Here is an 18,619-nt window from a genome sequence, read left to right as displayed (position 1 = left end):
TGAGGCTTCTTAGGAGGATATTGAATGACGGAACGAAAAAAATTAGTGCTTGTAGACGGAAACAGTTTGGCTTACCGGGCGTTTTTTGCCTTGCCGCTGTTAAGCAATGATAAAGGTGTTCATACGAATGCCGTATACGGCTTTGCGATGATTTTGATGAAGATGCTTGAGGACGAAAAACCGACGCACATGCTGGTTGCATTTGATGCCGGGAAAACAACATTTCGCCACGGCACATTTAAAGAATATAAAGGCGGCAGACAGAAAACCCCGCCTGAGCTTTCCGAACAAATGCCGTTTATCCGCGAGCTGCTGGATGCGTATCAGATCAGCCGCTATGAACTGGAGCAATACGAGGCCGATGATATTATCGGCACACTTGCCAAATCGGCTGAAAAAGACGGATTTGAAGTAAAGGTTTTCTCAGGAGATAAGGATTTAACTCAGTTGGCAACAGATCAAACGACAGTTGCCATTACGAGAAAAGGAATTACCGATGTTGAGTTTTACACACCGGAGCACGTCAAAGAGAAGTACGGGCTGACGCCAGAGCAAATCATTGACATGAAAGGCCTGATGGGCGATTCCTCGGATAATATCCCGGGTGTGCCCGGCGTAGGAGAAAAGACAGCCATTAAGCTTCTAAAACAGTTCGCCTCCGTTGAAAAACTGCTGGAGTCTATTGACGAGGTGAGCGGGAAGAAATTGAAGGAAAAGCTTGAGGAGTTTAAGGATCAGGCATTGATGAGCAAGGAGCTTGCAACAATCATGACGGATGCGCCGATTGAGGTATCCGTTTCCGGGCTGGAATATCAAGGTTTTCACCGTGAACAGGTCATTTCCATCTTTAAAGATCTTGGATTCAACACGCTTCTTGAACGTCTTGGTGAAGATAGTGTAGAAGCGGAGCAGGAACAGGCGTTAGAAGAAATAAATGTCAATACCGTCACAGGCGTGACAAGCGGTATGTTGGTTTCTCCATCCGCTTTTGTCGTTGAACAGATTGGCGATAATTATCATGAAGAGCCGATTCTCGGATTTTCAATCGTAAATGAAACAGGATCTTATTTTATTCCGAAAGACATTGCTGTAGACTCTGAAGTTTTTAAGGAATGGGTGGAGGATGACAAGCAGAAGAAATGGGTCTTCGACAGCAAGCGGGCTGTCGTCGCTTTGCGCTGGCAGGGCATTGAGCTAAAAGGGGCGGAGTTTGATGCGCTTCTTGCTGCTTATATCATCAATCCGGCCAATTCATATGACGACGTTGCCAGTGTGGCGAAGGATTACGGCTTGCATCTCGTTTCAAGTGACGAATCAGTTTACGGCAAAGGAGCAAAACGCGCGGTGCCGCCAGAAAATGAACTGTCTGAGCACCTTGTCCGAAAAGCGTTAGCGATTCAAGCCCTCCGTGAAAAGCTCGTTCAGGAGCTGGAGAACAACGATCAGCTTGAACTGTTTGAAGATCTTGAAATGCCGCTTGCGCTGATTCTCGGCGAAATGGAATCAACGGGCGTCAAGGTCGATGTTGACCGTTTAAAACGGATGGGTGAAGAACTGGGCGCGAAGCTGAAGGAATATGAAGAAAAAATCCATGAGATTGCGGGAGAGCCGTTTAACATCAATTCTCCGAAACAGCTTGGCGTCATCTTGTTTGAAAAAATCGGCCTGCCAGTCGTGAAAAAAACAAAAACAGGTTATTCAACGTCTGCCGATGTGCTTGAAAAGCTGGCTGACAAGCATGACATTGTCGACTATATTTTGCAATACAGACAAATTGGCAAGCTTCAATCAACATATATTGAAGGGCTCTTAAAGGTGACGAGACAGGATTCACACAAGGTGCACACACGTTTTAACCAGGCTTTAACGCAAACAGGCCGTCTCAGCTCGACTGATCCGAATCTGCAAAACATTCCGATCAGGCTTGAAGAAGGGCGCAAAATCCGCCAAGCTTTTGTTCCGTCTGAAAACGATTGGCTCATTTTTGCAGCCGATTACTCGCAAATCGAGCTGCGGGTGCTTGCCCATATTTCTAAGGATGAAAATCTAATCGAAGCTTTTACAAATGATATGGATATTCATACGAAAACGGCAATGGATGTGTTCCATGTTGCCGAGGATGAAGTGACATCTGCGATGAGACGCCAGGCGAAAGCGGTCAACTTTGGCATTGTGTACGGCATCAGCGATTACGGGTTGTCACAGAACCTCGGTATTACCCGGAAGGAAGCCGGCGCATTCATTGACCGCTATTTGGAAAGCTTCCAAGGCGTAAAAGCGTACATGGAAGATTCAGTTCAGGACGCGAAGCAAAAAGGATACGTGACAACGCTTATGCATCGCCGCCGCTACATTCCTGAGCTGACGAGCCGAAACTTTAATATCCGCAGTTTTGCGGAGCGGACGGCAATGAACACGCCGATTCAAGGAAGCGCCGCTGATATCATCAAAAAAGCCATGATTGATATGGCTGCCAAGCTAAAAGAAAAACAGCTGAAAGCAAGACTGCTGCTTCAAGTGCACGATGAATTGATTTTTGAAGCGCCGCAGGAAGAAATTGAAATTCTTGAAAAGCTTGTTCCTGAAGTGATGGAGCATGCGCTTGCATTAGATGTGCCGTTAAAGGTGGACTTTTCCTCAGGCCCATCTTGGTATGATGCGAAATAAACAGAGATAGGAAGTGATGGATGTGCCGGAATTACCAGAGGTTGAAACGGTCCGGCGCACTCTGACCGGGCTTGTAAAGGGAAAAACAATCAAATCGGTAGAGATCAGATGGCCGAATATCATCAAACGGCCTGCCGAACCGGAGGAATTTGCGCGAAATCTAGCAGGAGAAACGATACAGTCTATCGGAAGACGGGGAAAGTTTTTGCTGTTTCATTTAAATCATTATGTCATGGTTTCCCACCTTCGAATGGAAGGGAAATACGGGCTTCATCAAGCGGAGGAGCCGGACGATAAACACGTGCATGTCATATTCACGATGACAGACGGAACCCAGCTTCGTTACAGGGATGTGCGGAAGTTTGGAACCATGCATTTATTTAAACCGGGAGAGGAAGCGGGTGAGCTCCCGCTTTCTCAGTTAGGGCCGGAGCCAGACGCAGAAGAATTTACGAGTGTGTATTTGAAAGAGCGGCTTGCCAAAACAAACCGCGCTGTCAAAACCGCTCTTCTGGATCAGAAAACGGTTGTCGGACTTGGGAACATTTATGTGGATGAGGCTCTTTTTAGAGCGGGTGTCCATCCCGAGACGAAAGCAAATGCGTTATCTGGAAAAACAATTGAAACGCTTCACGCTGAAATCAAAAACACCTTGCAGGAGGCGATTGACGCGGGCGGCAGCACAGTCCGCTCGTATATCAACTCCCAAGGGGAAATCGGAATGTTTCAGCTGCAGCATTTTGTGTACGGAAAAAAAGACGAACCTTGCAAAAATTGCGGAACGATGATCTCAAAAATTGTCGTCGGAGGCAGGGGCACGCATTTTTGCGCGAAATGCCAGAAAAAGTAGCATAAAGCTTCTTTGTCCAAGCTGTCAGTGCATATATCAGTAACTCTGTACGAGTAGGAATTGCCATTTTTGAAACACGGATTTTTCACTTTGCCATATACATGATTGTGATGAATCCCGGGCATTTCACATCTGATATAAGAGCACCAACAGAAAGGAAGAAACGGCTATGCAAATGGTTTCTATACTGCTGCTGGCGTTGGCTGTCAGCTTGGACAGTTTTTCGGTCGGATTTACGTACGGATTGAGAAAAATGAAAATACCGTTTAAAGCGATTTTGGTTATCGCCTGCTGTTCCGGTGCTGTCATGTTTATATCCATGCTGATCGGAAGCTTTCTCACAAAGTTTTTTCCTGTATATGTAACGGAGAAGCTTGGCGGGTTGATATTGATCGGAATCGGTGCGTGGGTTCTGTATCAATTTTTCAAGCCGGCAAAAGACAAAGAATACTTATTGCATGAGAAAACGCTGCTCAATTTAGAGGTTCGGTCTTTAGGGATTGTAATTCATATTTTGAGAAAACCTATGAGTGCGGATATTGACAAATCGGGTGTGATTACTGGAATTGAGGCGGTCTTATTGGGATTTGCCTTATCGATTGATGCCTTCGGAGCAGGGATAGGGGCAGCCATTCTCGGTTTTTCACCAATTGTGATGAGCATCGCCGTGGCGATCATGAGCTCGCTGTTTGTATCAATCGGAATCAACGCCGGCCATTTTCTGTCTAAGTGGAAATGGATCGATAAAATGGCGTTTTTGCCGGGGCTTCTGCTGATCACGATCGGGATCTGGAAAATGTAAAAAGGAGTGGATCTCTTGACCTTAGTCATTGGTTTAACGGGAGGAATAGCTAGCGGCAAAAGCACGGTTGCCAATATGTTGATTGATAAAGGGATTACAGTTATTGATGCAGATATCATTGCAAAACAAGCGGTAGAAAAAGGGATGCCGGCCTACCGGCAAATCATTGACGAATTTGGTGAAGACATACTGCTCCCAAACGGTGATATAGATCGGAAAAAGCTAGGGGCGCTGGTATTTACAAATGAACAAAAGCGTCTCGCCTTAAATGCGATTGTTCATCCCGCAGTCAGGCAGGAAATGCTCAAGCGCCGTGATGAAGCCATCGCGAACCGGGAGGCATTTGTTGTATTGGATATCCCGCTTTTGTTCGAAAGCAAATTGGAATCTTTAGTTGATAAAATTATTGTGGTCAGTGTGACAAAAGAGCTTCAGCTCGAGCGTCTGATGAAGCGCAATCAGCTGACGGAAGAAGAAGCAGTCAGCCGTATCCGCTCTCAAATGCCCTTAGAGGAAAAAACAGCGAGAGCAGATCGAGTCATCGATAACAGCGGCACGCTTGAAGAGACCAGAAGGCAGCTTGATGAAAACATCAGCAGCTGGGCATAATACAAAACCCCGTTTAATACGGACAGTGTTTCAGCGTGTCGACAAACCCTCGCATTCGTTGTCAGGCCTAGGCGTCGGTGCTCACGAAAGACGAAAGGAACGGCGGCTAAATGCTTAGGCGTCCTGCCTAAACGCCGCCGTCATCACATCCTGTGAAAGTCTGCTCCGATGCTCGGCCTTCCTGGACTTCAAGGTTCAATCACGCTGAATAGATGACAAAATCCTAAAAACGAAAACCGTTTTAGGACTTTGTCAACAATCTGAACACCGTTCAATACGAACGGTGTTTTTTGACATGAAAAATTAAAGTTTTCCGGATCAGGGCCAACGCGCAGGTTTTCATTCAGCGCATCGATGCAAAGTCAAATACGCGGCATTTTCTTTTATGAGTGTTCCTTTGTTGATTTAGGAATCGTTATGATGCCATGCTGCAGATTTGTTATATCTTTGAGCAATGTCAGCCAGTACAGGGTGATCCAGACAGCTGCACCTGCATGAAAGGTGACCAAGCTTCCCTCTGGATGCCTTGTTTTTTGCAGTATACCATCAGCCCTTTTTGTTTAAGGTGCGGGTGAAATTCCATTTGATTGATCATAGATCAGAAGTGCGGGAATGCTGCTTTTTTTGGCTGAAGTCATCATGTTCCTCCTTTGTATGATGTGTTGTATGATTGAAATTCTGTCGAGCAAGCTATATAAATAAAAAAGAGCAGATTCAAATCAGCCGGCAAATGTGATTATGAAACATTTCGTTAGGAAAGAAAAGTACGTACTTTTAAGTGCTATAGACACTTTTTGGTGCCTGTGAGGAGAATGGATTGTATGGAGAAGAAAAAATATAACATTTCTGTTGAAGCGACTCTTGAAGTGATTGGAAGGAAGTAGAAATTCGTTATTTTATGCCATCTGACGCACGGAAAAAAACACACGAGTGATGAAAGCGCCTGATGCCCAACATCACGCAAAAAAAGCTGACCCAGCAGCTGCGTGAGCTGGAAGTGGACGGCGTTATTAACCGGATCGTGTACAATCAGGTGCCTTCCAAAGTGGAGTACGAGCTCAGCGAATACGGCCGCAGCTTAGAAGGGATTTTAGATATGCTGTGTGATTGGGGGGCGAACCATATTAACAGAGTGTACGAGGATACATTTTCAGTGCTAGAAGAAAGTGTGCTCAATGATAAGTTAAAACAGGAATCATAAACAATGGGGGCAGTCAGTGCGAAGCGCTGGCTGCTTTTTGATTCTCAAACTAAATTTGTGTGCAAGAAAATATATCGTGCATCATAAATTAGCGTTGTAATCGTTGATTTTTATCAATATGTACTGGCGAATTTATTTTAATGTGTTATACTAATTAAAGATTATAACAAATTAGGATGGCATAATTGATAAGGGGTGTCCAACATGAAGGTAAAAGTAGCGATCAACGGGTTTGGAAGAATCGGAAGAATGGTTTTTAGAAAAGCGATGGTAGACGATCAAATTCAAGTAGTGGCCATTAACGCCAGCTATTCCGCAGAAACGCTGGCTCATTTAATAAAGTATGACACAATTCACGGCAGGTACCACAAAGAGGTTGTGGTTGATGAAAACAGCCTGATCGTAAATGGGAAGAAAGTGCTTCTGTTAAATAGCCGTGATCCAAAACAGCTGCCTTGGCGGGAATATGAGATTGACATTGTCGTGGAAGCGACAGGAAAATTTAATTCGAAGGATAAAGCGATGGGCCATATAGAAGCGGGCGCGAAAAAAGTCATTTTGACTGCTCCGGGAAAAAATGAAGACGTTACCATAGTGATGGGAGTAAATGAGGACCAATTCGACGCCGATCGCCATGTCATTATTTCAAATGCGTCATGCACGACAAACTGCCTTGCGCCTGTTGTAAAAGTGCTGGATGAAGAATTTGGCATTGAAAGCGGGCTGATGACCACAGTTCACGCGTATACAAATGACCAGAAAAATATTGATAATCCCCACAAAGATTTGCGCCGGGCGCGCGCATGCGGTGAATCCATCATTCCGACGACAACAGGAGCGGCAAAGGCGCTTTCGCTCGTGCTGCCACATCTGAAAGGAAAGCTTCACGGCCTTGCCTTGCGCGTCCCTGTTCCGAACGTCTCATTGGTTGATCTCGTTGTCGATCTGAAAATGGACGTAACCGCTGAAGAGGTAAATGAGGCATTTAAACGTGCTGCCAAAACGTCGATGTACGGTGTTCTTGATTATTCTGATGAACCGCTCGTTTCGACTGACTATAATACAAATCCGCATTCAGCGGTCATTGACGGGCTTACGACAATGGTAATGGAAGACAGAAAAATAAAGGTGCTCGCTTGGTATGATAACGAATGGGGCTACTCCTGCAGAGTCGTTGATCTGATCCGCCATGTAGCGGCACGAATGAAACATCCGTCTGCTGTATAAAATAAGGTCATGGACGCTTTTTGAAGAAAAAACCCTTAACAGCATATTTCTGAAAAAACGCACCTTGCAAATTAGACTTAAACACAGTATACTATTTTTCGTGAACTTCTTGCTTGAGACTGTTTCGGAATTACTTAAAGGGTTAGGACCTCTCCGGACTAACTTTCCCCCGTGGTAAATGGCCGACCCAGTTGTTGGAATTTCACTTTTTAATTCTTGTTAAGGGGGGTCCATGACTATGGAAACAATGGGGCGTCACGTTATCTCTGAGCTATGGGGATGCGATTTTGATAAGCTGAATGACATGGATTTTATTGAAAAAACGTTTGTAAATGCTGCTCTAAAATCAGGTGCTGAGGTGCGCGAGGTTGCATTTCACAAATTTGCACCGCAAGGCGTAAGCGGAGTTGTGATTATTTCTGAATCACATTTAACGATTCACAGTTTTCCTGAGCACGGATATGCGAGCATTGATGTTTATACTTGTGGAGACTTAGATCCTAATGTCGCTGCTGACTACATCGCAGAGGCATTACATGCTGATACAAGAGAAAACATTGAAATACCAAGAGGAATGGGGCCTGTGCAAATTAAACAGGCACAAGCGAAAGTACTATAAAAGGAAACACGAACACAAAGGGAGCAAGCTAGAAAGCCGTTATGCGCTTTTTAGCTTATGCTCCTTTTATTTTTTATAAAGAAATAAAGCTGTCAGCTTTTTCTTTTTTCTTTTTTTTTGTAAAATAGAAAGAGATTTTCACAAACCACCTGATGCTGTAGATACAGCTTTACACAACGGCTCTCCCGACAGATGTCACATCTATTTTAAAAAGGCGGAGGCTGCCGAAAATACATTCCAGGGAACGAAATAGTTGGGAGCTGATTTTATTGAAATGTCCTTCATGCCAGCATAACGGTACGCGGGTCCTAGATTCACGTCCTGTGGATGACGGAAAATCCATTCGGCGAAGACGGGAGTGCGAATCCTGCCATTACCGGTTTACCACCTTTGAGAAAGTGGAGGAAACCCCGCTCATCGTCGTGAAAAAAGAAGGCGTGCGGGAGGAATTCAGCAGAGAAAAAATGCTGCGCGGCCTCATAAAAGCATGCGAAAAAAGACCTGTTCCACTCAAAACGCTTGAAGACATGTGCTTTGATATTGAAAAAGAACTTCGCAATCAAGGCTGCTCTGAGGTGAAAAGCGAGCTCGTCGGGGAAATGGTCATGGATCGGCTGGCTAAGATTGATGAGGTCGCTTATGTGCGGTTCGCGTCAGTCTATCGGCAGTTTAAAGATATAAACGTCTTTATCGACGAATTAAAAGACTTAATAAAGAAAGAGCGGTAAAAGAGCTAAGAGGATTCTTCTAGCTCTTTTCTCATGTGCAAAATTGGCATTTGATAGATATGCGAAACGGTGTAAAATGAAAGGTAGAAACAAATTCGGAAGGTTTGAGAATGTATGGCTGACTATTGGAAAGATGTACTGCCTGTAGATCCGTATGTGGTCAAAAGCAGATCGATGCTGCAGGATATAGACAGACAAATTATCACACAACTGTATCAGCCCTTAATCGGCCCTGTTGCATTCTCACTTTATATGACATTGTGGGGAGAGCTGGAACAAAACCGTCTGTGGGGCGGCGAGTCCACACATAGACAGCTGATGGGGATGACACAGTCTAACTTAAAAACAATCCATCAGGAACAGGGGAAGCTCGAGGGCATCGGATTGCTAAAAGTATATATGAAAGAGTCCGAGCGGCAGGAGCGCCTCTTTATATATGAAATCCTTCCGCCGCTCAGGCCAAATGAGTTTTTTGAAGACGGGATGCTGAATGTTTTTCTGTATAATAGAGTCGGAAAAACAAAATACCAGCAATTAAAACAATTTTTCACGCACCCCGCCGTTTCAGAGGATGCCAAAGACATTACGCGTCCGTTTAATCATGCGTTTGAATCACTGCAGCCGAGTGAATGGAAGCTTACATCTGATATGGAGGAAACAGTGAGACTTGCCCCGGGCACAGAATATACTTCTGTCGGACAAGCTCCGTCCTACACCATAACGGAGGATGTGTTTGATTTTGATTTGTTTTTAGCGGGTCTTTCTGAGACGATGATTCCGAGAAAAGCGATGACCCAGCAGGTGCGGGACACAATCAAAAAGCTTTCTTATCTGTACGGAATAGATCCGCTGCAGATGCAAAATGTTGTGATGAGCGCGATTGATGAACGTGACGTGATTACGTCGGAGGCTTTAAGAAAAGCGGCCAGCGACTGGTATCAAATTGAAAGAAACGGACAGCTGCCAAACATCGTGGAAAAAACACAGCCGGTGCATCTGCGTGAGGGCGAAAAACCGGCGGAAGAGGATTCGTTGGACGGGAAGCTGATCGCCTTGCTGGAGACGATTTCTCCGAAGAAGCTTTTGCAGGACATTGCCGATGGAACAGAGCCGTCAAAAGCAGATCTGAAAATCATAGAAGAAATTATGTTTGAACAAAAGCTCGAGCCAGGCGTTACAAATGTGTTGATTTATTACGTCATGCTGAAAACCGACATGAAGCTGTCGAAAAACTATATCCAAAAAATTGCCTCGCATTGGGCGCGCAAAAAGGTGAAAACGGTCAGAGAAGCGATGAGGCTCGCGATAGAAGAAAACCGCCAATATCTTGAATGGGCTGAAGGGAAAACAAATCAGCCTTCAAAACGAAACCAAAAAGTGATTCGCGAAGAAAAACTTCCTGATTGGATGAAAGAAAAGGAGACAGCGTCCGATCCAGAATCCGGACAGCAAAAGCTGCAACCGCAGGATCTGGAAGAACAGAAGAAAAAGATGATGGAAGAAATGGAAAAACTCAAAAAATACTCTGCCTATTAAAGACAGAGATGCGGGGTGAAGGAATAGATGGAACCAATCGGCCGTTCCCTGCAGGGCGTAACCGGCAGGCCGGATTTCCAAAAACGTCTTGAACAAATGAAGGAAAAGGTCATGAAGGATCAAGATGTTCAGTCATTTTTGAAGGAAAACGAAAACATAATTGACCAAAAAATGATCGAAAAGAGCTTGAATAAGCTTTATGAATATACCGGGCAAAGCAAGAAATGTTCTTATTGTTCGGAAGATGAAGATTGCAACAATTTGTTGGAGGGCTACCATCCGAAGCTTGTTGTCAATGGCCGGTCTATTGATATCGAGTATTATGAATGTCCGGTTAAACGGAAGCTCGATCAGCAGAAAAAACAAAAATCCCTTATGAAAAGCATGTATATTCAGCAGGATCTTCTCGGGGCGACTTTCCAGCAAGTTGATATAAGCGATCCGAGCAGGCTTGCGATGTTTCAGCATGTTACGGATTTCCTGAAAAGCTATAATGAGACGGGAAAAGGGAAAGGACTGTATTTGTACGGAAAATTCGGAGTAGGAAAAACGTTTATGCTCGCTGCGATCGCCAATGAGCTCGCGGAAAAAGAGTATTCCTCGATGATCGTCTATGTGCCCGAATTTGTGAGAGAGCTTAAGAATTCGCTGCAAGACAAGTCTTTGGAAGAGAAGCTCAATATGGTTAAAACAACACCCGTATTGATGCTTGATGACATCGGAGCAGAATCAATGACGAGCTGGGTAAGGGATGAAGTCATCGGAACAGTGCTCCAGCACAGAATGTCTCAGCAACTGCCGACTTTCTTTTCGTCTAATTTCTCACCTGACGAGCTGAAGCACCATTTTACGTACTCGCAAAGGGGAGAAAAGGAAGAAGTAAAAGCCGCAAGATTAATGGAGCGAATCTTATATTTGGCTGCTCCAATCCGCCTGGACGGAGAAAACCGCCGACATCCGTAAACTGCGGTTCGAAGGGGAAGGAACTGAGGATATGAAACGAAAAACGGCTGTTAAATGGCTGGCAGTGTTTGTAGGTGCTGGTTTAATCTTTTGGGGAAATAAAACGTATTTGAATCTCTCGCCGAAAGAGATCAGGATATGGGTATTATCGTTCGGGGTCTTTGCGCCGCTGATATTTATTGGTATATCCATCTTCAGACCTTTTGTGTTATTTCCTGTATCTGTTGTTTCTATAGCGGGAGGACTTGCGTTTGGCCCGCTCCTCGGCACGCTTTACACATTATTCGGTTCAATGTGCGCTGCGGCTGTTTCGTTTTTTGCCGCCGGTTTGTTTGCGGGAAAAAAGAACGGCCAGTACGAAAAGCTGGAAGCGATTCAGAAGCAGATGGAGGACAATGGATTTTTTTATATCTTGCTTTTAAGAATCCTGCCGATTAATTTTGATTTCGTCAGCTATGCGGCAGGCCTTTCCAATGTCAAAAAGCTGCCGTATTTTGCGGCAACGGCCGCGGGAATCATCCCCGGAACCATTGCGCTGAATGTGCTCGGAGCGAGCGTTTCAACTGGGAATCAGCCCGCTTTCTTTATGGTGCTCGCTTTGTATATCATTTTTGTCTCGCTGCCGTTTCTCTTCAGAAAGAAAATGCAAAACTTGTTCCAAGAATCAAATTAAGATTTGCCAATGACCTTTACGTCTATTTTGAAAACATCCCCCATATACTTGTAACAGATGCCGTAAGGGGGGACAAACATGCTTGAAATAATCTTTGAAGATGACCATGACGCAGCTGCTTTTTTACATCTCATTCAGCATTCGGATGATCGGAACAATATCATTGTCCGTGAAGGCATACGGAACATCGAGATTGAAAAAGCGAAGCCGGCTTTCTCTATTCAGCGTTTTATGGAGCCGATTCTGGTCAAATTTTTTTTAGAATGCAAAGAAGACGAGCATATGCTGTCGTTGATTGAGGGAACATACTGTTTCACCGATCTGGATGAACAACAGCAAATCCTTCAGCTCGCACACAGTATTATTGAAGGCGAAGCGGACAATCTTCCGTTTGAGCCGATAAAGCTTTCTCGGAAACAGGCTATTTTAGATGAACTCCAAACGATCTGTTTAGAAGAAGGGGTATTTTCCATTCGTTCCTTTCAGACATTCCGGCTTGGACAATACTACAAGCAGTTGAGAGACATTACGGAAACGGCGATAGATGAATATAAGATGGAACAGGAATATCAAAACTTTATTCAAACACTCAGAGACTATGTGACAGCCAAACAGCCGAGAATCAAAAAGGTGCATATTGTCCATGACGGTTCTTTTACAATATGGGAGCTGCGCTATGTGCCGGAACGGGAAAAAATGAAATACATAGACAGGCGGTTTGTCAGGGATCATCCTATGTACATTGATTCTCATTTACTCGCGCCGTTAATCTCCATTGCGCCTGATGAAGTGGTGCTTTATACCGACCAGCCCGAGCATATGATGGCAAGGACCATTCAAAACGTATTTCAAGAGCGAATGGAAATGATGCCGCTGCATGCTTTTTCAGCCGCTGAAATCCCGGTAAAGCAATCAGAAGGATAAGGGCCGGCAGCCTGTATATATAGGGCTGTCGGTTTGAAAAAAGGCAATGCGATCGTGTTGATTTTTTGGAATGAACAATTTATAATACATAGGAGATTAAGAAAGACACACGTATTGATAAGGACATGAAGGAATGATACCGGCTCAAAGAGAGGGAAGCCCCGGCTGTAAGCTTCCCAGCTAAGGACCATTCGCTTTACCGCCTTTGAACTTCAGCTGTGAACCCCCTTCATAAGGAGCAGTAATAGCTGACGGGAACTCCCGTTACAGAGATTAGAGCCGCATGTGCCGAAGGATTGGCTTTGCGGAAAAAAGGGTGGAACCACGATTCCGTTTATTCAACCTCGTCCCTTTCATAGGGGGCGGGGTTTTTATATGTAAAAAAAGGAGTGACATAGATGTCAGAGATGGTAAAAATCACATTTCCTGATGGAGCAGTCAAGGAGTTTGCGAAAGGAACAACAACAGAAGATATCGCGGCATCCATCAGTCCGGGGTTAAAGAAGAAATCATTAGCCGGAAAACTGAACGGTAAAGAAATTGATCTGAAAATGCCGATCAATGAAGACGGTAAAGTGGAAATCATTACAGAAGGCTCTGAAGAAGGTCTTCAAATTATGCGCCACAGTACGGCTCACTTGCTGGCTCAAGCGATTAAACGCATTTACAAAGATGTGAAATTCGGTGTTGGCCCGGTCATCGAAAACGGTTTTTACTACGATGTAGAGATGGAAGAAGCGATTACGCCGGAGGATCTGCCGAAAATTGAAAAAGAAATGAAAAAAATCGTCAATGCGAACCTCCCGATCGTTCGAAAAGAGGTCAGCCGTGAAGAAGCAAAAGCCCGTTTTGCAGAAATCGGTGATGACCTGAAGCTTGAATTATTGGATGCGATTCCTGAAGGAGAAACCGTTTCGATCTATGGACAAGGCGAATTCTTTGACCTGTGCCGCGGCGTGCACGTTCCTTCAACAGGGAAAATCAAAGAGTTTAAGCTGTTAAGCCTTGCAGGCGCATACTGGCGCGGTGACAGCAATAACCAAATGCTTCAGCGCATATACGGCACGGCTTTCTTCAAAAAAACTGATCTTGAAGAGCATCTTCGCATGCTTGAAGAAGCGAAAGAGCGTGACCACAGAAAGCTTGGCAAAGAATTAAAGCTGTTTGCGAACTCTCAAAAAGTCGGACAAGGCCTGCCGCTTTGGCTGCCAAAAGGCGCGACAATCCGCCGCGTCATCGAGCGCTACATTGTCGATAAAGAAATCAGTCTCGGCTATGAGCACGTATACACACCAGTGCTTGGAAGCAAAGAACTGTATGAAACATCAGGGCACTGGGAGCATTACCAGGAAGGCATGTTCCCTCCAATGGAAATGGACAATGAAACCCTTGTGCTGCGTCCAATGAACTGCCCGCATCATATGATGATTTACAAACAAGACATTCACAGCTACCGCGAACTTCCGATTCGGATTGCCGAGCTGGGAACGATGCACCGCTATGAAATGTCAGGTGCGCTCTCAGGCCTGCAGCGTGTTCGCGGCATGACATTAAACGATGCGCATATCTTTGTGCGCCCTGATCAAATTAAGGACGAGTTTATCCGTACAGTCCGATTGATTCAGGATGTATATGAAGACTTCGGCTTAAGTGATTACACATTCCGTCTGTCTTACCGTGATCCTGAAGACACGGAGAAATATTTTGATGACGATGAAATGTGGAACAAAGCGCAATCCATGCTGAAAGAGGCCATGGACGAAATCGGCCATGACTATTACGAAGCAGAAGGTGAAGCGGCATTCTACGGCCCTAAGCTTGATGTTCAGGTGAAAACAGCGATCGGCAAAGAAGAAACATTGTCTACAGTTCAGCTTGATTTCTTATTGCCTGAACGTTTCGATCTGACTTATATTGGTGAAGATGGCAAGCAGCACCGTCCGGTTGTGATTCACAGAGGCGTTGTATCAACAATGGAACGCTTTGTCGCCTTCTTAATCGAAGAACACAAAGGCGCGCTGCCAACATGGCTAGCACCGGTTCAATTCCAAGTCATCCCGGTTTCTCCAGCTGTGCACTTAGACTATGCGAAAAAAGTGCAGGAACGCCTGCAGCGTGAAGGCCTGCGCGTAGAAGTCGACATCCGTGATGAAAAAATCGGCTACAAAATCCGTGAAGCGCAAATGCAAAAAATCCCGTACATGCTTGTGGTCGGTGACCAAGAAGCAGAAAACGGAGCGGTAAACGTCCGTAAGTACGGAGAGCAGAATTCTGACACCATTTCACTTGATGATTTTGTGAAAAAGGCAGTAGCTGAAGCGAAAAAATAAGCGAAAAAAGCATGATCTCAAAGAAGAGATCATGCTTTTTTTATTTCTCTATGATAGGAAACAAATCATGAAGGCTGCTGATAATGTAATCAGGCGTCACATCGGTTTCGTTTTTCTTATCCGTGCGGTTGACCCAAACGGTTTTGATACCGGCCCTTGAAGCGCCCAAAATATCGGTATTCAAGTTATCGCCGACCATGATCGCATCGTCTTTTTCAATATTCATCAGCTTCAGGCAGTGTTCAAAAATAGATACATCCGGTTTCCCTTTGCCAAAAGCGCCCGAGATGACGATTTCATTGAAATAAGGGGCGAGCTCAGGAACGCCGGCGAGTTTCTCTTTTTGCAGACTCGGATCACCGTTTGTCAAAAGCAGCAATTCATACTTGCCTTTTAAGTGATCGAGCACTTCAAATGTTTCATCATATACAAACGGGCGTTTTCTGCGCTCAGCCGCGAAAAACTCTCCCAAGTATTCGCCATATGCGGGGTCATCGATGCCAAGGGCTTTCAGTCCGTTTGTCCATGCGTTTTTTCTGTACTCCGGCACAATCTTGTTCAGCTTCTCAAATCCTTCACTGATCGGTTCTGAGAAATTGGACCATAGTCCTTCAAACGGGTTAATGCCGATCATCACTGTATATGGATACGTCTCATATGACATGTACAATTCTCTCGCCGCTTCGCGAACAGCTGCTTCAAATGCCTGCGGGTCAAGGCCATATTTTTTCTCCGCCTGTAAACAAGTTTCTGCAAATGTTGTTCTGACGCTTTTTTCATCCCAAAGTAGTGTATCGTCTAAATCAAAAAATACGGCTTTCATGATCTTCTCCTCTGCTTCAGATTCAAATCTTTCAGCCAAAAGGCTCATGTTTTATTTTACAATAGATAAAAGCCTTGTGAAATATGTTTTCAGATGATTTTAAAAAAACAGTCAGCCGTGAAGCTCATTGATCGAAAACATGCTAGAATGAAAACGGAAAGAACAGGTGACATGCATGATACATTTAATGATTATGATGCTTGAAAGGGTAGGGATTATTGTGATTTTGGGGTTTATTCTCGCCCATACGAAGCTTTTTAGACAAGCTTTGCAAAATCAGGACGGCTATAAAGGAAAAGCGGTTTTAATCTCTATTTTTTCTCTCTTCAGCATCATCAGCAATTATACAGGCATCGAAATTCAAAAAAATATGATTGTAAACAATGACTGGGTGTTTGCGATAGATCCGTCGGGTTCTATCGCGAATACCCGTATTTTGGGCGTGGAAATCGGAGGCCTCCTCGGAGGGCCGTTTGTAGGGGCGGGAATCGGTGTACTGGCGGGGCTGCATCGCTTTTCGCTCGGCGGCAGCACGGCCTTAAGCTGTGCGGTATCATCCGTTTTAGCAGGTGTTCTTGCAGGCCTGATCGGCAGGTATTTTACGAAGCGCTACCGAATGCCGACACCGCGTATCGCCGCTCTTGTGGGGATCGGCATGGAGACACTGCAAATGGTGATTATTTTGCTGATGGCAAAGCCGTTCAGTGACGCTTGGGAGCTTGTCAGCATGATCGGGATCCCGATGATACTCATCAACGGAACAGGCAGTTTTATTTTCCTGTCGATTATTCAGGCGATCATTCGCAAAGAGGAGCAGGCGAGGGCGCTTGAAACGCATAGAGTGCTGACGATTGCTGACCAGACACTTCCATTTTTCCGCCAAGGACTAAATGAAAACTCCTGTAAAAGTGTAGCGGCTATTATCCATAGGCTGACCGGAACAGATGCGGTATCTCTCACTGATAATGAGAAGATTCTCGCGCATGTCGGTGCGGGAATGGATCATCACATCCCATCAAAAAGCTTGATCACCGGCTTGTCCAAAAAGGTGATTAAAACAGGAGAAATCATGAAGGCCATTTCTCAGGAAGAGATTGAATGCACGCATGCTGAATGTCCTTTGCACGCGGCGATAGTGTTGCCGCTGACATCAAACGGCAACACAATCGGCACCTTAAAAATGTATTTTAAAAACCCTGCAGGCCTTAGCCAGGTAGAGGAGGAGCTTGCTGAAGGGCTGGCTATGCTGTTTTCGACTCAGCTTGAGCTTGGGGAAGCGGAGCTCCAAAGCAAACTTCTCAAGGATGCTGAAATCAAAGCGCTTCAGGCACAGGTGAATCCGCATTTTTTATTTAATGCGATCAACACGATTTCTGCATTATGCCGCACAGATGTTGAAAAAACCCGTAAGCTCTTATTGCAGCTCAGTGTATATTTTCGTTCAAACCTTCAAGGGGCCAGACAGCTGCTGATTCCGCTCTCAAAGGAGCTGAACCATCTTCACGCCTATTTGTCATTAGAACAGGCGCGTTTTCCCGGGAAATATAAGGTTGAGCTCAATATCGACAGCAGGCTGGAGCAGATTGAAATCCCTCCGTTTGTTTTACAGGTGCTTGTGGAGAACGCGCTTCGGCATGCGTTTCCGAAAAAACAAGACATGTGCAAAGTAACGGTCTGTGTCTTATCTGATGATTCATTCGTCTATATGAAAGTGATGGATAACGGACGGGGAATTCCGCCGGACGTCCTGCCGGAACTGGGAAAGATGCCGTTTCCGTCTAAGGAGGGAACCGGTACAGCGCTTTATAACCTGAATCAGCGGCTGACCGGTTTATTCGGACAGCAGGCCGTACTGAATATCAAAAGTGAGGTTCAGAAAGGGACAGAGGTTTCCTTTCAAGTGCCAATGCAACAGATGAAAGAGGGAGAAAAACATGCTCACGGTGTTAATCGTTGATGATGAGATGCTGGCAAGGGACGAATTGGCTTACTTGCTCAAGCGGGCCAATAAAGAGGAAATGATAATCAATGAAGCGGAAAATATCGAATCTGCTTTTGACCAAATGATGGATCAAAAACCTGATTTGCTGTTTTTAGACGTAGATTTATCCGGAGAAAATGGTTTTGATATCGCAAAGCGATTGAAGAAAATGAAGTATCCTCCTGCTGTTGTGTTTGCGACCGCGTATGACCAGTATGCGCTCAAAGCGTTTGAGGTGGACGCTCTTGATTATTTAACCAAGCCTTTCGATGAGGAAAGAATTCTACAAACGCTGAAAAAATATAAAAAAGTCAGTCGGGATATCGTTGAAACAGAACAGAACAGCCATGCCGGCCAGCATAAACTCGCGTTATCTGTTGGAGAATCAATTGTAATCGTCGATACGAAAGACGTCATCTATGCCGGAACGGAAGATGGTCATGTCAACGTAAAAACCTTCGAAAATTCTTATACAGTCAGCGATACGCTCGTTGTCATTGAGAAAAAGCTGCCTGACGCTGATTTTATCCGCGTCCATCGGAGCTTTGTCGTCAATACCGAATATATTAAAGAAATTCAGCCATGGTTTAATTCTACATATAATCTAATGATGAAAGACGGATCAAAAATACCGGTCAGCCGGACATACGCAAAGGAATTGAAGAAGCTGCTCCATATTTGATGGG

The 18,619-nt window shown here is 44.9% G+C and carries 15 protein-coding genes and 2 pseudogenes; 15 read left to right on the top strand and 2 right to left on the bottom strand.

Annotated features, from left to right (window positions below; translation table 11 throughout):
- The first annotated feature begins 24 nt into the window (after positions 1-24).
- The 4 genes from polA (at position 25) to coaE (ending at position 4,928) form a co-directional block, all read left to right on the top strand.
- Positions 25-2,667: a DNA polymerase I gene (polA, locus tag M1D98_RS13780; protein WP_010329693.1), complete on the top strand. Its 2,643-nt coding sequence runs from the start codon at positions 25-27 to the stop codon at positions 2,665-2,667.
- Between the two features lie 22 nt (positions 2,668-2,689).
- Entirely contained in the window at positions 2,690-3,517 is an 828-nt protein-coding gene (gene mutM, locus M1D98_RS13775) for a DNA-formamidopyrimidine glycosylase (RefSeq protein ID WP_268522167.1), read from the top strand.
- Between the two features lie 169 nt (positions 3,518-3,686).
- The gene (ytaF, locus tag M1D98_RS13770) at positions 3,687-4,319 is read left to right on the top strand and encodes a sporulation membrane protein YtaF (protein WP_121643063.1); all 633 of its coding nucleotides are present in this window, start codon (positions 3,687-3,689) and stop codon (positions 4,317-4,319) included.
- Positions 4,320-4,334: 15 nt separating this feature from the next.
- A complete protein-coding gene (gene coaE / locus M1D98_RS13765) occupies positions 4,335-4,928 on the top strand; it encodes a dephospho-CoA kinase (protein ID WP_435576448.1) in 594 nt (197 codons plus the stop codon).
- Between the two features lie 299 nt (positions 4,929-5,227).
- Here the strand turns inward: coaE and M1D98_RS13760 are convergent.
- Positions 5,228-5,523 (bottom strand): annotated as a pseudogene (locus M1D98_RS13760) (aldo/keto reductase); the annotation flags it as partial.
- A gap of 226 nt (positions 5,524-5,749) precedes the next feature.
- On the opposite strand from M1D98_RS13760, the pseudogene M1D98_RS13755 reads away from it, so the two are divergent.
- The 9 genes and pseudogenes from M1D98_RS13755 to thrS all read left to right on the top strand — a co-directional run bounded on the left by M1D98_RS13755 (position 5,750) and on the right by thrS (position 15,129).
- Positions 5,750-6,129, top strand: a pseudogene (locus M1D98_RS13755) (winged helix-turn-helix transcriptional regulator).
- A gap of 204 nt (positions 6,130-6,333) precedes the next feature.
- Positions 6,334-7,356, top strand: a complete 1,023-nt coding sequence (locus M1D98_RS13750; RefSeq protein WP_268559718.1) for a glyceraldehyde-3-phosphate dehydrogenase — start codon at positions 6,334-6,336, stop codon at positions 7,354-7,356.
- A gap of 238 nt (positions 7,357-7,594) precedes the next feature.
- A complete protein-coding gene (gene speD / locus M1D98_RS13745; protein WP_003223584.1) occupies positions 7,595-7,975 on the top strand; it encodes an adenosylmethionine decarboxylase in 381 nt (126 codons plus the stop codon).
- A 269-nt stretch (positions 7,976-8,244) separates the two neighbouring features.
- On the top strand, positions 8,245-8,703 hold the full coding sequence (nrdR, locus tag M1D98_RS13740; RefSeq protein WP_010329700.1) for a transcriptional regulator NrdR: 459 nt from the start codon (positions 8,245-8,247) through the stop codon (positions 8,701-8,703).
- Between the two features lie 114 nt (positions 8,704-8,817).
- Complete coding sequence (gene dnaB, locus M1D98_RS13735) at positions 8,818-10,239, top strand: replication initiation membrane attachment protein DnaB (protein WP_010329701.1); 1,422 nt, start codon at positions 8,818-8,820, stop codon at positions 10,237-10,239.
- 27 nt (positions 10,240-10,266) lie between these two features.
- Entirely contained in the window at positions 10,267-11,202 is a 936-nt protein-coding gene (gene dnaI, locus M1D98_RS13730; protein WP_456279649.1) for a primosomal protein DnaI, read from the top strand.
- 31 nt (positions 11,203-11,233) lie between these two features.
- Positions 11,234-11,875 (top strand): TVP38/TMEM64 family protein, encoded by a 642-nt coding sequence (locus tag M1D98_RS13725; protein WP_268559719.1) that lies wholly within the window; start codon positions 11,234-11,236, stop codon positions 11,873-11,875.
- 78 nt (positions 11,876-11,953) lie between these two features.
- Positions 11,954-12,799 (top strand): putative sporulation protein YtxC, encoded by an 846-nt coding sequence (gene ytxC / locus M1D98_RS13720; protein WP_121643060.1) that lies wholly within the window; start codon positions 11,954-11,956, stop codon positions 12,797-12,799.
- A 398-nt stretch (positions 12,800-13,197) separates the two neighbouring features.
- Positions 13,198-15,129 carry a threonine--tRNA ligase gene (thrS, locus tag M1D98_RS13715; protein ID WP_456279648.1) on the top strand — a complete coding sequence of 644 codons (1,932 nt, stop codon included), beginning with the start codon at positions 13,198-13,200 and terminating at the stop codon, positions 15,127-15,129.
- 40 nt (positions 15,130-15,169) lie between these two features.
- Here the strand turns inward: thrS and M1D98_RS13710 are convergent, their stop codons facing one another.
- Positions 15,170-15,952: an HAD family hydrolase gene (locus tag M1D98_RS13710; RefSeq protein WP_010329706.1), complete on the bottom strand. Its 783-nt coding sequence runs from the start codon at positions 15,950-15,952 to the stop codon at positions 15,170-15,172.
- Positions 15,953-16,127: 175 nt separating this feature from the next.
- Here M1D98_RS13710 and lytS point away from each other — a divergent pair, with 175 nt between their 5' ends.
- Together lytS and lytT are read left to right on the top strand one after the other, a co-directional pair.
- Entirely contained in the window at positions 16,128-17,909 is a 1,782-nt protein-coding gene (lytS, locus tag M1D98_RS13705; protein WP_010329707.1) for a two-component system sensor histidine kinase LytS, read from the top strand.
- Entirely contained in the window at positions 17,887-18,615 is a 729-nt protein-coding gene (lytT, locus tag M1D98_RS13700) for a two-component system response regulator LytT (RefSeq protein WP_268559684.1), read from the top strand. The genes lytS and lytT overlap by 23 nt, the downstream gene beginning before the upstream one ends.
- Positions 18,616-18,619 lie beyond the last annotated feature (4 nt).

It is taken from the genome of Bacillus sp. K7 (genome assembly GCF_053903245.1).
This window is presented reverse-complemented; position numbering and strand designations above follow the sequence as displayed.